At 51.4% G+C, this 13,377-nt stretch carries 24 protein-coding genes; all 24 read right to left on the reverse strand.

What is annotated here, in order from left to right:
* Positions 1 to 3: 3 nt before the first annotated feature.
* The 24 genes from rpmD to fusA all read right to left on the reverse strand — a co-directional run bounded on the left by rpmD (position 4) and on the right by fusA (position 13,366).
* Positions 4 to 183 carry a 50S ribosomal protein L30 gene (gene rpmD, locus ACORQT_RS22440; protein ID WP_048232028.1) on the reverse strand — a complete coding sequence of 60 codons (180 nt, stop codon included), beginning with the start codon at positions 181 to 183 and terminating at the stop codon, positions 4 to 6.
* Between the two features lie 6 nt (positions 184 to 189).
* Entirely contained in the window at positions 190 to 690 is a 501-nt protein-coding gene (gene rpsE, locus ACORQT_RS22445) for a 30S ribosomal protein S5 (protein ID WP_004929747.1), read from the reverse strand.
* A gap of 14 nt (positions 691 to 704) precedes the next feature.
* Positions 705 to 1,058 carry a 50S ribosomal protein L18 gene (gene rplR, locus ACORQT_RS22450; RefSeq protein ID WP_004929748.1) on the reverse strand — a complete coding sequence of 118 codons (354 nt, stop codon included), beginning with the start codon at positions 1,056 to 1,058 and terminating at the stop codon, positions 705 to 707.
* Between the two features lie 9 nt (positions 1,059 to 1,067).
* Positions 1,068 to 1,601, reverse strand: coding sequence for a 50S ribosomal protein L6 (rplF, locus tag ACORQT_RS22455; protein WP_004929751.1), 534 nt, complete (start codon positions 1,599 to 1,601; stop codon positions 1,068 to 1,070).
* A 14-nt stretch (positions 1,602 to 1,615) separates the two neighbouring features.
* Positions 1,616 to 2,008 carry a 30S ribosomal protein S8 gene (gene rpsH, locus ACORQT_RS22460; RefSeq protein WP_004929753.1) on the reverse strand — a complete coding sequence of 131 codons (393 nt, stop codon included), beginning with the start codon at positions 2,006 to 2,008 and terminating at the stop codon, positions 1,616 to 1,618.
* 30 nt (positions 2,009 to 2,038) lie between these two features.
* On the reverse strand, positions 2,039 to 2,344 hold the full coding sequence (gene rpsN / locus ACORQT_RS22465) for a 30S ribosomal protein S14 (protein WP_004929754.1): 306 nt from the start codon (positions 2,342 to 2,344) through the stop codon (positions 2,039 to 2,041).
* A 13-nt stretch (positions 2,345 to 2,357) separates the two neighbouring features.
* Positions 2,358 to 2,897, reverse strand: a complete 540-nt coding sequence (rplE, locus tag ACORQT_RS22470; RefSeq protein WP_004929756.1) for a 50S ribosomal protein L5 — start codon at positions 2,895 to 2,897, stop codon at positions 2,358 to 2,360.
* Between the two features lie 14 nt (positions 2,898 to 2,911).
* Positions 2,912 to 3,226: a 50S ribosomal protein L24 gene (gene rplX, locus ACORQT_RS22475; RefSeq protein ID WP_004929758.1), complete on the reverse strand. Its 315-nt coding sequence runs from the start codon at positions 3,224 to 3,226 to the stop codon at positions 2,912 to 2,914.
* 9 nt (positions 3,227 to 3,235) lie between these two features.
* Positions 3,236 to 3,607, reverse strand: coding sequence for a 50S ribosomal protein L14 (gene rplN, locus ACORQT_RS22480; protein WP_000613954.1), 372 nt, complete (start codon positions 3,605 to 3,607; stop codon positions 3,236 to 3,238).
* Between the two features lie 172 nt (positions 3,608 to 3,779).
* Complete coding sequence (rpsQ, locus tag ACORQT_RS22485; RefSeq protein ID WP_004929760.1) at positions 3,780 to 4,034, reverse strand: 30S ribosomal protein S17; 255 nt, start codon at positions 4,032 to 4,034, stop codon at positions 3,780 to 3,782.
* Positions 4,035 to 4,226, reverse strand: coding sequence for a 50S ribosomal protein L29 (gene rpmC, locus ACORQT_RS22490; RefSeq protein ID WP_004929762.1), 192 nt, complete (start codon positions 4,224 to 4,226; stop codon positions 4,035 to 4,037).
* Positions 4,226 to 4,636, reverse strand: coding sequence for a 50S ribosomal protein L16 (gene rplP / locus ACORQT_RS22495; protein ID WP_004929764.1), 411 nt, complete (start codon positions 4,634 to 4,636; stop codon positions 4,226 to 4,228). Before rplP ends, rpmC begins: the two co-directional genes overlap by 1 nt.
* A 12-nt stretch (positions 4,637 to 4,648) precedes the next feature.
* Positions 4,649 to 5,347 (reverse strand): 30S ribosomal protein S3, encoded by a 699-nt coding sequence (gene rpsC / locus ACORQT_RS22500; RefSeq protein ID WP_004929766.1) that lies wholly within the window; start codon positions 5,345 to 5,347, stop codon positions 4,649 to 4,651.
* 17 nt (positions 5,348 to 5,364) lie between these two features.
* Positions 5,365 to 5,697: a 50S ribosomal protein L22 gene (gene rplV, locus ACORQT_RS22505; protein WP_002223844.1), complete on the reverse strand. Its 333-nt coding sequence runs from the start codon at positions 5,695 to 5,697 to the stop codon at positions 5,365 to 5,367.
* A 14-nt stretch (positions 5,698 to 5,711) separates the two neighbouring features.
* Complete coding sequence (rpsS, locus tag ACORQT_RS22510; protein ID WP_004929772.1) at positions 5,712 to 5,990, reverse strand: 30S ribosomal protein S19; 279 nt, start codon at positions 5,988 to 5,990, stop codon at positions 5,712 to 5,714.
* Positions 5,991 to 6,004: 14 nt separating this feature from the next.
* Positions 6,005 to 6,829 (reverse strand): 50S ribosomal protein L2, encoded by an 825-nt coding sequence (rplB, locus tag ACORQT_RS22515; protein WP_004929775.1) that lies wholly within the window; start codon positions 6,827 to 6,829, stop codon positions 6,005 to 6,007.
* 18 nt (positions 6,830 to 6,847) lie between these two features.
* Positions 6,848 to 7,150 carry a 50S ribosomal protein L23 gene (rplW, locus tag ACORQT_RS22520; RefSeq protein ID WP_004951179.1) on the reverse strand — a complete coding sequence of 101 codons (303 nt, stop codon included), beginning with the start codon at positions 7,148 to 7,150 and terminating at the stop codon, positions 6,848 to 6,850.
* On the reverse strand, positions 7,147 to 7,752 hold the full coding sequence (gene rplD / locus ACORQT_RS22525; protein ID WP_004929779.1) for a 50S ribosomal protein L4: 606 nt from the start codon (positions 7,750 to 7,752) through the stop codon (positions 7,147 to 7,149). The genes rplW and rplD overlap by 4 nt, the downstream gene beginning before the upstream one ends.
* Before the next feature lie 10 nt (positions 7,753 to 7,762).
* On the reverse strand, positions 7,763 to 8,392 hold the full coding sequence (gene rplC, locus ACORQT_RS22530; protein ID WP_015379265.1) for a 50S ribosomal protein L3: 630 nt from the start codon (positions 8,390 to 8,392) through the stop codon (positions 7,763 to 7,765).
* A 32-nt stretch (positions 8,393 to 8,424) separates the two neighbouring features.
* Positions 8,425 to 8,736: a 30S ribosomal protein S10 gene (rpsJ, locus tag ACORQT_RS22535; RefSeq protein ID WP_001181005.1), complete on the reverse strand. Its 312-nt coding sequence runs from the start codon at positions 8,734 to 8,736 to the stop codon at positions 8,425 to 8,427.
* A gap of 381 nt (positions 8,737 to 9,117) precedes the next feature.
* On the reverse strand, positions 9,118 to 9,597 hold the full coding sequence (bfr, locus tag ACORQT_RS22540; protein ID WP_004929784.1) for a bacterioferritin: 480 nt from the start codon (positions 9,595 to 9,597) through the stop codon (positions 9,118 to 9,120).
* Between the two features lie 73 nt (positions 9,598 to 9,670).
* A complete protein-coding gene (gene bfd, locus ACORQT_RS22545) occupies positions 9,671 to 9,865 on the reverse strand; it encodes a bacterioferritin-associated ferredoxin (RefSeq protein WP_015379266.1) in 195 nt (64 codons plus the stop codon).
* Between the two features lie 131 nt (positions 9,866 to 9,996).
* On the reverse strand, positions 9,997 to 11,181 hold the full coding sequence (tuf, locus tag ACORQT_RS22550) for an elongation factor Tu (protein ID WP_015376315.1): 1,185 nt from the start codon (positions 11,179 to 11,181) through the stop codon (positions 9,997 to 9,999).
* A 70-nt stretch (positions 11,182 to 11,251) separates the two neighbouring features.
* Complete coding sequence (gene fusA, locus ACORQT_RS22555; protein ID WP_033645245.1) at positions 11,252 to 13,366, reverse strand: elongation factor G; 2,115 nt, start codon at positions 13,364 to 13,366, stop codon at positions 11,252 to 11,254.
* Between the last annotated feature and the right edge of the window lie 11 nt (positions 13,367 to 13,377).

Below are 13,377 nucleotides of genomic sequence, written 5' to 3' on the forward strand. Positions count from 1 at the left end.
CTGTTACTCCTCAACTTTAACCATGTAGGAAACCAGGTTGACCATACCGCGAACAGCAGGAGTATCCTCGCGCTCTACGGTGTGACCAATACGACGCAGACCCAGACCGAGCAGAGTAGCTTTATGCTTCGGCAGACGGCCAATTGAGCTGCGAGTTTGTGTAACTTTAATAGTCTTAGCCATGGTCAATTACCCCAGAATGTCGGCAACGGATTTACCACGCTTAGCAGCGACCATTTCAGGAGACTTCATATTCGCCAGAGCGTCGATAGTTGCACGAACCACGTTGATCGGGTTGGTGGAACCATAAGCTTTAGCCAATACGTTGTGCACCCCAGCAACTTCGAGAACGGCGCGCATTGCACCGCCCGCGATGATACCGGTACCTTCATGAGCAGGCTGCATGAACACGCGAGAACCCGTGTGAGCGCCCTTAACAGGGTGCTGCAGGGTGCCGCTGTTCAGCGCGACGTTCATCATGTTGCGACGGGCTTTTTCCATCGCTTTCTGGATCGCTGCTGGAACTTCGCGTGCTTTGCCGTAGCCAAAACCAACGCGACCGTTACCATCACCAACTACAGTCAGTGCGGTAAAGCTGAAAATACGGCCACCTTTTACGGTTTTAGATACGCGGTTTACCGCGATCAGCTTTTCCTGCAGTTCGCCAGCTTGTTTTTCGATGTGAGCCATCTTAAACCTCTTCCTTAGAACTGAAGGCCAGCTTCACGGGCAGCATCTGCCAGTGCCTGGACTCGACCATGATATTGGAAACCGGAACGGTCAAAGGATACTTTCGCAATCCCTTTTTCCAACGCGCGCTCAGCCAGAGCTTTACCTACGGCTGCTGCTGCGTCTTTGTTACCGGAATACTTCAGTTGCTCCGCGATAGCTTTTTCTAAAGTAGAAGCGGCTACCAGTACTTCAGAACCGTTTGGAGCAATCACCTGTGCGTAAATGTGACGCGGGGTACGATGTACCACCAGGCGGGTTGCACCCAGCTCTTGGAGCTTGCGGCGTGCGCGGGTCGCACGACGGATACGAGCAGATTTCTTATCCATAGTGTTACCTTACTTCTTCTTAGCCTCTTTGGTACGCACGACTTCGTCGGCGTAACGAACACCCTTGCCTTTGTAAGGCTCAGGACGACGGTAAGCGCGCAGATCTGCTGCTACCTGGCCAATTACCTGCTTATCAGCGCCTTTCAGCACGATTTCAGTTTGGCTTGGGCATTCAGCAGTGATACCTGCCGGCAGCTGGTGATCGATAGGGTGAGAGAAGCCCAGGGCCAAATTCACCACGTTGCCTTTAACGGCAGCACGATAACCAACACCTACCAGTTGAAGCTTCTTGGTGAAGCCTTCGGTAACACCAACAACCATTGCGTTCAGCAGAGCGCGCGTGGTACCCGCTTGGGCCCATGCGTTAGCAAAACCTTCGCGCGGAGCGAAAGTCAGTGCGTTAGCTTCTTGCTTCACTTCAACGGCGTCGTGGATAGTACGAGTCAACTCGCCGTTTTTACCCTTAATCGAAATAACCTGACCGTTGAGTTTTACCTCTACGCCGGCAGGAATGACGACGGGTGCTTTTGCAACACGAGACATTCTTTCCTCCCGAATTAAGCTACGTAGCAGATAATCTCGCCACCAAGACCAGCCTGGCGAGCTGCACGATCGGTCATAACACCTTTAGAGGTAGAAACAACAGCGATACCCAAACCGGCCATAACTTTTGGCAGCTCATCTTTTTTCTTGTAGATGCGCAGACCTGGACGGCTGATACGTTGAATGCTTTCTACCACAGCTTTGCCCTGGAAGTACTTCAGTACCAGTTCCAGAACAGGCTTGGCGTCGCCTTCGATTTTGAAATCTTCAATAAAACCTTCTTCCTTCAGCACGTTGGCAATTGCCACTTTCAGCTTGGAGGAAGGCATGGTGACCGCAACTTTGTTCGCGGCTTGACCGTTACGGATACGGGTCAGCATATCCGCGATCGGATCTTGCATGCTCATCTGTCTTTACTCCCGTGATTCAATTGGTAATTACCAGCTAGCCTTTTTCAAGCCTGGTACTTCACCGCGCATAGCGGCTTCACGAAGCTTAATACGGCTCAACCCGAATTTGCCCACATAACCATGTGGACGGCCAGTTTGGCGGCAGCGTTTACGCTGACGAGACGGGCTGGAATCACGCGGCAGAGTTTGCAGCTTGAGAACGGCATTCCAACGATCTTCATCGGATGCGTTCACATCAGAGATAATAGCTTTCAGTTCAGCGCGTTTTGCAAAGAACTTGTCAGCTAATTTCACGCGCTTGACTTCGCGTGCTTTCATTGATTGCTTAGCCATCAGTAACCCTGCCTTACTTGCGGAACGGGAAGTTAAAAGCAGCCAGCAGCGCGCGGCCTTCATCATCAGATTTCGCAGTAGTGGTAATGGTAATATCCAAACCACGAACGCGATCGACTTTGTCGTAGTCGATTTCTGGGAAGATGATTTGCTCACGCACGCCCATGCTGTAGTTGCCACGGCCATCGAATGACTTGGCGGACAGGCCACGGAAGTCACGGATACGTGGAACAGCAATGGAGATCAGACGCTCAAAGAACTCCCACATGCGTTCGCCACGCAGAGTTACTTTACAGCCGATCGGATAGCCCTGACGGATTTTGAAGCCTGCAACGGATTTGCGGGCTTTGGTGATCAACGGTTTTTGACCGGAGATAGCTGCCAGGTCCGCTGCTGCGTTATCCAGCAGTTTCTTGTCAGCAATCGCTTCACCAACACCCATGTTCAGGGTGATCTTCTCGACCCGAGGGACTTGCATGACAGAGTTGTAATCAAACTGAGACATCAGTTGTTTGACTACCTCGTCTTTGTAGTAATCATGCAGTTTCGCCATCGTATTACTCCAAATTACTTGATAGTTTCGCTGTTAGATTTGAAGAAACGGACTTTTTTGCCGTCTTCGAATCTAAAGCCTACACGGTCAGCCTTGCCGGTAGCCGCGTTGAAGATAGCAATGTTAGAAACCTGAATTGCAGCTTCTTTCTCAACAATGCCGCCTGGTTGGTTCAGAGCCGGAACCGGCTTCTGGTGTTTCTTAACCAGGTTGATGCCTTCAACAATGACCTTGCCAGCAGACAGGACATTTTTTACTTTACCGCGCTTACCTTTGTCTTTCCCGGTAATCACGATAACTTCGTCATCACGACGGATCTTCGCTGCCATGTTCGCTCCTTAGAGTACTTCTGGTGCCAGAGAGATAATTTTCATGAACTTCTCATTACGCAGTTCACGAGTTACCGGCCCAAAAATACGCGTACCGATTGGCTGCTCGCTGTTATTGTTCAAAATAACGCATGCATTGCCATCGAAGCGAATGACAGAACCGTCCGGGCGACGTACACCCTTCTTGGTGCGCACCACTACCGCCTTCAGAACATCGCCTTTCTTCACCTTACCGCGAGGAATTGCTTCCTTGATGGTAATTTTGATGATGTCGCCGACGCCTGCGTAGCGACGGTGCGAGCCACCTAGAACCTTGATACACATTACGCGACGTGCACCGGAGTTGTCGGCGACGTTCAGCATAGTCTGTTCTTGGATCATTTTAGTGCTCCGCTAATGTCAACTACTACTTTAAAGACCCAAGTAAAAATTAGGCCGTTGAAAAGCCCCATAACCGAGGGCGCAGCATTATAACACCGCTTACTTGGTATGGGTAGAAAAAATAAACGGCTCATTTTCTGAGCCGTTTATTAAGTGAGAGCCAGCTACTCTATTACAGAATCGCTTTCTCTACAACGCGAACCAACGTCCAGGACTTGGTCTTGGACAGTGGGCGGCATTCGCGGATTTCAACCACGTCGCCGGTACCACATTCGTTGTTCTCGTCATGTACGTGCAGCTTGGTCGTACGTTTGATGAATTTCCCGTAGATTGGGTGCTTCACAGTACGCTCGATAGCAACAACGATGGATTTCTCCATTTTATCGCTAACAACACGACCCTGCAGGGTACGGATAACTTCAGTCATTTACACACCCGCCTTTTGAGTCAGTAAAGTCTTAACGCGTGCGACGTCACGACGCACTTGTTTCAACAGGTGAGTTTGTTGCAGCTGGCCACTGGCCGCCTGCATGCGCAAGTTGAATTGCTCACGCAGCAGGTTGAGCAGCTCGGCATTCAGCTCTTCAACGCTTTTTTCACGCAGCTCTTGTGCTTTCATTACATCACCGTCTTAGTTACAAAGGTGGTTTTGATCGGCAGTTTCGCTGCTGCCAGTTTGAATGCCTCGCGGGCAACCTCTTCTGGCACGCCGTCCATTTCGTACAGGACCTTACCAGGCTGGATCAGGGCAACCCAATACTCCACGTTACCCTTACCTTTACCCATACGCACTTCCAGCGGCTTCTCGGTGATCGGTTTGTCCGGGAATACACGGATCCAGATCTTGCCTTGACGCTTAACTGCACGAGTCATTGCACGACGAGCTGCTTCGATTTGACGAGCAGTCAGACGGCCACGGCCAACAGCTTTCAGACCGAAAGTGCCGAAGCTAACATCCGTACCTTGCGCCAGACCACGGTTGCGGCCCTTGTGCACCTTACGGAATTTTGTACGCTTTGGTTGTAACATCAGCGACTCTCCTTACTTGCGGCCTTTACGCTGCTGCTTTTTAGGTTGAGCAGCCGGTTCCGGTTGTTCAACTGCAGCCATACCACCCAGGATCTCACCTTTGAAGATCCATACCTTAACGCCGATTACACCATAAGTGGTGTGCGCTTCAGATGTGTTGTAGTCGATGTCCGCACGCAGAGTGTGCAATGGAACACGACCTTCGCGGTACCATTCGGTACGTGCGATTTCAGCGCCGCCAAGACGGCCGCTTACTTCAACTTTGATACCTTTAGCGCCAAGACGCATTGCGTTCTGTACTGCACGCTTCATAGCACGACGGAACATAACGCGACGTTCCAGCTGAGAAGTGATGCTGTCAGCAACCAATTTAGCGTCGAGTTCCGGTTTACGGACTTCGGCGATGTTGATCTGTGCAGGAACGCCAGCGATGTCCGCTACGACCTTGCGCAGTTTTTCGACGTCTTCACCTTTCTTGCCGATAACGATGCCTGGGCGAGCAGTGTGAATGGTCACACGGATGCTCTTCGCAGGACGCTCGATAACGATGCGAGAAACGGAAGCTTTCGACAGTTCCTTAGTCAGGAATTGACGAACTTTAAAGTCGCTGTCCAGGTTGTCAGCGAATTCTTTGGTATTCGCATACCAAGTAGAGTTCCAAGGTTTGACAATACCCAGGCGAATACCATTAGGATGTACTTTCTGACCCATTGCTAGTCTCCAGAGTCTCAGCGATCGGACACAACCACAGTAATGTGGCTGGTGCGCTTCAGGATGCGATCTGCACGACCTTTTGCACGCGGCATAATGCGCTTCATGCTTGGGCCTTCGTCTACGAAGATTTTCGTAACTTTCAGATCATCGATGTCAGCGCCATCGTTGTGTTCTGCGTTAGCAATGGCAGACTCCAGCACTTTCTTAACCAGACCAGCAGCTTTCTTGTTGGTGTAGGTCAGAGTTTCCAGAGCTTGCGACACTTTCTTACCGCGAATCAGGTCAGCAACAAGGCGAACCTTCTGAGCAGAAGAACGAGCGTGGCGATGTTTAGCGATAGTTTCCATCTCTTCCTCCTACCTTAGCGCTTTTTAGCTTTTTTATCAGCCGCATGGCCGCGATAAGTACGAGTCGGCGCGAATTCACCCAGTTTGTGACCGACCATTTCATCGGAAACGAACACTGGTACGTGCTGACGACCATTATGGACAGCGATGGTCAAACCGATCATGTTAGGAAAGATCGTTGAACGACGGGACCAAGTGCGCAAAGGCTTCTTGTCACCGCTTTCCACCGCTTTCTCTACCTTCTTCAGCAAGTGCAGGTCAATAAAAGGACCTTTCTTGAGAGAACGTGGCATGGCTTATCCTCTAATTATTTTTTGCTACGGCGACGTACGATGAACTTATCAGTACGCTTGTTGCTACGGGTCTTCTTACCTTTGGTCTGAACGCCCCACGGAGTTACCGGGTGCTTACCAAAGTTACGACCTTCACCACCACCGTGCGGGTGATCTACCGGGTTCATCGCCGTACCGCGAACGGTAGGACGAACACCACGCCAACGTGCAGCACCTGCTTTACCCAGAACGCGAAGCATGTGTTCAGCGTTACCGACTTCACCCAGGGTGGCGCGGCAATCAGCTGGAACTTTACGCATTTCGCCGGAGCGCAGACGCAGAGTTACGTAGGAACCATCACGAGCAACGATCTGAACGTAGGCACCAGCGGAGCGAGCCATCTGGCCGCCTTTGCCTGGTTTCATTTCTACGTTGTGAACCGTTGAACCAACTGGAATGTTGCGCATCGGCAGGGTGTTACCCGCTTTGATTGCAGCATCAACGCCAGATTGAATCTGGTCACCAGCTTTCAGGCCTTTCGGCGCCAGGATGTAACGGCGTTCGCCGTCTTTGTACAGAACCAGCGCGATGTTCGCGGAACGGTTCGGATCGTACTCCAGACGCTCAACCACAGCAGGGATACCGTCTTTGTTGCGCTTGAAGTCAACCAGACGATAATGTTGCTTGTGGCCACCACCGATATGACGGGTGGTGATACGGCCATTGTTGTTACGACCACCGCTTTTGCTCAGTTTTTCCAGCAGCGGGGCATAAGGTTTACCCTTGTGCAGCTCAGGGTTAACCACTTTAACAACGTGGCGACGACCCGGAGATGTAGGTTTACATTTAACAATTGCCATTGTTCTTACTCCTCCGACTTACTCTGCGCCGCCGATGAAGTCCAGATTCTGGCCTTCTTTCAGGGTGACGTAAGCTTTTTTCCAGTCGCTACGACGACCAACACGCTGACCGTGACGTTTCACTTTCCCTTTAACAACCAGGGTGTTCACGTCTTCGACTTCGACTTCAAACAGTTTCTGCACTGCAGCTTTGATTTCTGCTTTGGTCGCGTCTTTGGCAACTTTGAGAACGATGGTGTTGCTTTTTTCCATCGCAGCGGATGCTTTTTCAGATACGTGCGGTGCACGCAGCACTTTCAGCAAACGTTCTTCACGGATCATGCCAGCATCTCCTCAACTTGCTTCACAGCATCAGCAGTCATAACCACTTTGTCGAAGGCGATCAGGCTAACCGGATCGATACCTGCTACATCGCGCACGTCAACCTTGTACAGGTTGCGAGCTGCCAGGAACAGATTCTCATCCAGTTCACCGGTCACGATCAGCACGTCTTCCAGAGCCATATCTTTCAGTTTCTGTGCCAGCAGCTTAGTTTTAGGCGCTTCTACAGAGAACTTCTCGACAACGATCAGACGATCTTGACGTACCAGTTCGGACAGGATGCTTTTCAGCGCGCCGCGGTACATCTTTTTGTTTACTTTCTGACTGTGGTCCTGTGGCTTAGCAGCAAAGGTCACGCCGCCTGAACGCCAGATCGGGCTCTTTACAGAACCTGAACGCGCACGGCCGGTGCCTTTCTGACGCCATGGCTTTTTGCCGGAACCAGTTACTTCAGCACGGGTCTTCTGAGCACGGGTACCTTGACGGGCACCTGCTGCATAAGCAACAACAACCTGGTGTACCAGCGCTTCGTTGAAATCACGACCGAAGGTAGTTTCGGAAACAGTCAGCGCGCTTTGCGCGTCTTTCAATACTAATTCCATTGCTATCCCCTTACGCCTTCACAGCTGGTTTAACGATCAGGTTGCCACCGGTTGCGCCCGGTACAGCACCCTTAACCAGCAGCAGGTTGCGCTCAGCGTCAACACGTACTACGTCCAGGCTCTGAACGGTTACGCGCTCATCACCCAGGTGGCCAGCCATTTTCTTGCCTTTGAACACTTTGCCCGGAGTCTGGTTCTGACCGATAGAACCCGGAACGCGGTGAGACAAGGAGTTACCGTGGGTAGCGTCTTGGGTACGGAAGTTCCAGCGCTTAACAGTGCCAGCAAAACCTTTACCTTTAGAAGTACCGGTAACATCGACTTTTTTAACGTCAGCGAAGATTTCTACGCTAATTTCCTGACCTGCAGCGAATTCTTGACCTTCTTCCAGGCGGAATTCCCACAGACCACGGCCAGCTTCAACGCCAGCTTTAGCGAAATGGCCCGCTTCCGGCTTGGTTACACGGTTAGCTTTTTTGCTACCAGTGGTAACCTGAACGGCACGGTAACCGTCGGTGTCCAGGCTTTTAACCTGAGTCACGCGGTTCGCTTCAATTTCAATTACGGTTACTGGGATAGAAACGCCATCTTCAGTGAAGATACGGGTCATACCCACTTTTTTACCGACTAAACCAATCATTGTTTCAACCTCTCAATCGCTCAATGACCTGATTAACCCAGGCTGATCTGCACGTCTACACCGGCAGCCAGATCCAGACGCATCAGAGCATCAACGGTTTTCTCGGTTGGCTCAACGATGTCAACCAGACGCTTGTGAGTGCGAATCTCGTACTGATCGCGCGCGTCTTTGTTGACGTGCGGAGAGATCAGAACGGTAAAGCGCTCTTTGCGAGTTGGCAGCGGGATCGGACCACGGACTTGCGCACCAGTGCGCTTTGCAGTCTCGACGATTTCCGCGGTTGATTGATCGATCAGACGATGATCAAACGCTTTCAGGCGGATACGGATTCTTTGGTTCTGCATGAGACCAGAGCTCCAATTATTTATAAACGTAAATAATTACTCCTCACACCCATTTCGATTGATGGGGGAGTGTAATCGTCAACATATAACCCCCATATCGGGAGTATTGTTCGAAAGGCAAAAAAGGCCTGCCAATCGACTGATTCGCTAAAATCAGGCTTACCAAGATTAGGTAAGCCCGCGCATTATACGCAAAATGGCTCAGGAAGCAAGCCGCAGTTGGAAATATGCTCAGGAAATCGTCATTTTTGCGCGTTCAGTGGCAGTTGGCGTGTTAACACGGTAAACAGGGAATGAATTAGGCTTGGCGGGAACACTCTCCCCTGCCCCGCCGAGAAAACGGCCGCCGGCAGGAGAGACGATGACGAATGGACGGAAGGTTTACTCTTTGCGCTCTAAAATCTGGGCCTGGGCATAGTTCTGAATACCGAGACGGGCAATCAGATCCAGCTCCGTTTCCAGCCAGTCGATATGCTCTTCTTCATCGGCCAGGATATCAATCATCAAATCGCGGCTAACGTAATCGTGGATCGAATCGGCATAGGCGATGCCTTCGCGCAGGTTCTTGGCGCCCGCCAGCTCCAGCGCCAGATCGGAACGCAGCATCTCTTCAATGTCTTCACCGATGTTCAACTTGCCGAGATCTTGCAGATTCGGTATCCCTTCCAGGAACAGGATACGCTCGATGTAGCGATCGGCATGTTTCATTTCGTCGATCGACTCGTGATATTCCTTGTCGTTGAGGCGCATTAAGCCCCAATTCTTGAACATGCGGGCGTGCAGGAAATATTGATTGATGGCAACCAGCTCGTTGCCGAGCAGTTTATTGAGGTGAGCAATGATCTTTTTATCGCCTTTCATAGGTAACTCCTCCTGGCCAGTTCTAAAAGTGTAGAACCTGTAAGCCAAGAGTCAAAAATAACCTTACCCTTTGTTAGGCAACTTCATGCATTGGGATGATAGTTCCGCGTTCCTCCACCATAATCTGTCTTGCCTGACGAATGCACTTTCCACAATCGGTACCAATCGGCACAAGTTCACGCAGTTGCTTCATGGTATGGGGATTGTGCTGACGCACCGCATTACGGATCGCTTTGTCAGTCACCGCATTACACAGACATACATACATAGAGAGACTCACTTCTTAACCAATGCATTGAGTCTAAATAGGAATGGTTTTTATTTCAATTAAGATTTGTACAAATTGCATAAAAAAAGGGCACCGAAGTGCCCTTTTTTGTGTCGAAAAATTATTCGCGATTAAGCGATAACTTTAGCAACAACACCAGCGCCTACAGTACGGCCGCCTTCACGGATTGCGAAACGCAGACCGTCGTCCATCGCGATTGGGTGAATCAGGGTTACAACCATGTTCACGTTGTCGCCTGGCATTACCATCTCTACGCCTTCTGGCAGTTCGATGGTACCGGTCACGTCAGTAGTACGGAAGTAGAACTGTGGACGGTAGCCTTTGAAGAATGGCGTGTGACGACCACCTTCATCTTTGCTCAGGATGTACACTTCAGATTCGAACTGGGTGTGCGGCTTGATGGAGCCTGGTTTAGCCAGTACCTGACCACGTTCGATTTCTTCACGTTTGATACCACGCAGCAGAACACCTACGTTCTCACCAGCACGGCCTTCGTCCAGCAGTTTGCGGAACATTTCAACGCCAGTACAGGTAGACTTAACGGTGTCTTTGATACCAACGATTTCAACTTCTTCGCCAACTTTGATGATACCGCGCTCAACACGACCGGTAACAACGGTACCACGACCGGAGATGGAGAATACGTCTTCGATTGGCAGCAGGAACGGCTTGTCGATAGCACGCTCTGGCTCTGGGATGTAGCTGTCCAGGGCTTCGGCCAGTTCGATGATTTTCGCTTCCCACTCAGCTTCGCCTTCCAGCGCTTTCAGCGCGGAACCGCGGATCACTGGCAGGTCGTCGCCTGGGAAGTCGTACGCGGACAGCAGTTCGCGAACTTCCATTTCTACCAGTTCCAGCAGCTCTTCATCATCAACCATGTCGCATTTGTTCATGAATACGATGATGAAAGGAACGCCAACCTGACGACCCAGCAGGATGTGCTCACGGGTCTGAGGCATTGGGCCGTCAGTCGCAGCAACTACCAGGATCGCGCCGTCCATCTGAGCAGCACCGGTGATCATGTTTTTCACGTAGTCGGCGTGCCCTGGGCAGTCAACGTGCGCGTAGTGACGAGTCGGGGTGTCATACTCAACGTGAGAGGTGTTGATGGTGATACCACGAGCTTTTTCTTCTGGCGCGTTATCGATCTGGTCGAAAGCACGTGCAGAACCGCCGTAGGTTTTAGCCAGAACGGTGGTGATCGCTGCAGTCAGGGTAGTTTTACCGTGGTCAACGTGGCCGATAGTACCAACGTTAACGTGCGGTTTTGTACGTTCAAATTTTTCTTTAGACACGGCTATATTCCTTACTATAGCGCTCTCCCCTTCTGGAGAGAGCACGGGACTTTGGTTTTAACCCTGCGGCTTATTTGCCACGGGCTTCGATTACGGCCTGAGCGACGTTGTTCGGTGCATCATCATACTTCAGGAATTCCATGGTGTATGATGCGCGACCTTTAGTCAGAGAACGCAGCTGAGTTGCGTAGCCGAACATTTCGGACAACGGTACTTCAGCGTGGATCTTAACGCCAGTCACTTCAGATTCCTGACCGCGCAGCATGCCGCGACGACGGCTCAAGTCACCGATAACGTCACCGGTGTTCTCTTCTGGAGTCTCAACTTCAACCTTCATGATAGGCTCAAGCAGAACTGGTTTCGCTTTCTTAAAGCCTTCTTTAAAGGCGATAGATGCGGCCAGTTTAAACGCCAGTTCAGAGGAGTCAACGTCGTGGTAAGAACCGAAGTGCAGACGAATACCCATATCTACTACCGGGTAACCAGCCAACGGACCAGACTTCAGCTGCTCCTGGATGCCTTTATCAACGGCAGGGATGTATTCGCCAGGAATTACGCCGCCTTTGATGTCGTTGATGAACTCGTAACCTTTCGGGTTAGAGCCCGGCTCCAGTGGGTACATGTCGATCACAACGTGACCGTACTGACCGCGACCACCAGACTGCTTGGCGTGCTTACCTTCAACATCGGTAATCTTCGCGCGAATCGCTTCGCGGTAAGCTACCTGAGGTTTGCCCACGTTAGCTTCAACGTTGAATTCACGCTTCATGCGGTCAACGATGATGTCGAGGTGCAGTTCACCCATACCGGCGATGATGGTCTGGTTAGACTCTTCGTCAGTCCATACGCGGAATGACGGGTCTTCTTTAGCCAGACGGCCCAGAGCCAGACCCATTTTCTCTTGGTCAGCTTTGGTTTTTGGTTCAACGGCGATAGAGATTACCGGCTCAGGGAATTCCATACGCTCCAGGATGATTGGAGAGTCTGGATCACACAGGGTGTCCCCGGTGGTCACGTCTTTCAGACCGATCGCAGCGGCGATGTCGCCTGCGCGAACTTCTTTGATCTCTTCACGCTTGTTGGCGTGCATCTGAACGATACGGCCGAAACGCTCGCGCGCAGCCTTAACGGAGTTCAGCACGGTGTCGCCGGAGTTAACAACGCCGGAGTACACGCGGAAGAAGGTCAGGTTACCTACGAACGGGTCGGTAGCGATTTTGAACGCCAGAGCAGAGAACGGCTCGTCATCACTTGCGTGACGCTCAGCCGGGGTGTCTTTACCGTCGTCCAGGATACCGTTGATCGCAGGAACGTCAGTTGGCGCCGGCAGGTATTCGATTACCGCATCCAGCATCGCCTGTACGCCCTTGTTCTTGAACGCAGAACCACAGGTAACCAGGATGATTTCGTTGTTCAGCACGCGCTGACGCAGAGCGGACTTGATTTCTGCCTCGGTCAGCTCTTCGCCGCCCAGGTATTTTTCCATCAGCTCTTCGGAAGCTTCCGCAGCGGATTCGATCAGGTTCTGGCGCCATTCTTCAGCCAGTTCCATCATGTCAGCCGGGACGTCTTCGTATTCGAAGGTAACGCCTGCGTCTTCTTCGTTCCAGTTGATCGCCTTCATCTTCACCAGGTCGATAACGCCGGTGAATTTGTCTTCTGCGCCGATAGCCAGCTGCAGAGGAACAGGGTTAGCGCCCAGACGAGTTTTGATCTGGCCAACAACTTTCAGGAAGTTAGCGCCCATACGGTCCATTTTGTTAACGAACGCGATACGTGGCACTTTGTATTTGTTAGCCTGACGCCATACGGTTTCAGACTGTGGCTGAACACCACCAACAGCACAGTAAACCATTACCGCGCCATCCAGCACACGCATGGAACGTTCTACTTCGATGGTGAAGTCAACGTGCCCTGGGGTGTCGATGATGTTTACGCGATGCGGTTCGAACTGCTTGGCCATACCAGACCAGAAGGCAGTCGTCGCTGCAGAAGTGATGGTAATACCACGCTCCTGCTCCTGTTCCATCCAGTCCATGGTGGCAGCGCCGTCATGAACTTCACCGATTTTGTGGTTTACACCGGTGTAGAACAGAATACGTTCGGTAGTGGTGGTTTTACCGGCGTCGATGTGAGCACTGATACCGATGTTACGGTAGCGTGCAATGGGTGTTGTACGAGCCATTTGATTCCTCT

It is taken from the genome of Serratia sp. (in: enterobacteria) (assembly GCF_052400455.1).
Classification (GTDB): domain Bacteria; phylum Pseudomonadota; class Gammaproteobacteria; order Enterobacterales; family Enterobacteriaceae; genus Serratia; species Serratia ureilytica.